Source organism: Nitrospira sp. BLG_1, assembly GCF_047338595.1.
Taxonomy (GTDB): Bacteria; Nitrospirota; Nitrospiria; order Nitrospirales; family Nitrospiraceae; genus Nitrospira_D.
Genome location: NZ_JBLFBO010000138.1, coordinates 1 through 1,138, shown reverse-complemented (window position 1 = coordinate 1,138; position 1,138 = coordinate 1). Strand labels below are relative to the sequence as shown.

1 protein-coding gene is annotated in these 1,138 nt (G+C 57.2%); it reads left to right on the top strand.

Translation table 11 applies throughout. The features are described from left to right. Positions 1-245 precede the first annotated feature (245 nt). Positions 246-1,138 (top strand): P-type conjugative transfer ATPase TrbB (gene trbB / locus ACMTNU_RS20760; RefSeq protein WP_413937189.1); only part of this gene is annotated, 893 nt, incomplete at its 3' end.

Here is a 1,138-nt window from a genome sequence, read left to right as displayed (position 1 = left end):
CCGTCCGTGTCAGTGTCCTCCACCGCATACACTGTTGAGTAAGTCAGGCCTTTCTATAGAGGCACGTCCCTACACTGTCCTACGCTGCACAAATAATTATCGCTATATTCGTAATATCGTCTTGACACGCGAGAGACATCCGCGTAGTAGTGCAAGTCAATAATTGAGTAAGCAATAGATATTAGTATAACTACATACGGTTGTTTTGCACGCATACATCGTAAATGGTTCGCGCAAGCACTCGCATGGATGACGGACCCTCGACGAAAGAACGCGCCCGCCGGATGATTGAGCGGGATATGGGGGCACGGTTACTCGACACCCTCAATGATGCACGCACCGTGGAAGTCATGCTGAACGCGGATGGGCGGCTCTGGTGTGAGTGGCTCGGGCAGGGGATGGCGTGCATTGGGACGTTTCCTGCCGCCCGCGCGGAAGCCATCATCAAAACCGTGGCGGGGTTTCATCGCAAAGAAATCACGCGCCAGTCCCCCTACCTCGACGGGGAATTTCCTCTCGACGGCTCCCGGTTTGCCGCACAGATCCCGCCGATTGTTCCCGCTCCGACCTTTGCGATCCGCAAACGGGCACTCGCGGTCTTTCGACTCGAGCAGTATGTGGAGCAGGGGATCATGACGGCACAGCAACGAGACGTGCTCCTCACCGCCATTGCCACTCGACGAAACATCCTCGTAGTCGGCGGGACGGGGTCGGGCAAGACCACCCTGGTGAATGCGCTGATCGACAGCATGATGGACACCTTTCCCCATCTGCGCATGTTCATTTTCGAGGATACGGCTGAAATCCAATGCCGTGCCGAGAACTGCGTGCAGTACCACACCACCGTGGATGTCACGATGGCGACACTCTTGAAGATTTCCATGCGCATGCGGCCCGACACCATCTTAGTCGGAGAAGTCCGAGGGCCAGAAGCGCTGGATCTGCTCATGGCCTGGAACAGCGGACATGAAGGGGGCATTGCGACCCTGCATGCGAATCATGCCAGGGCTGGGCTCTCGAAGCTGGCGCTGTATATCAGCATGAACCAAGACTATCCCAAACCCATCGAACCGCTGATCGCCGAAGCCGTACAGGTCGTCGTGCACATCACCCGCTGTGCGGAGGGCCGCCGCGTCGA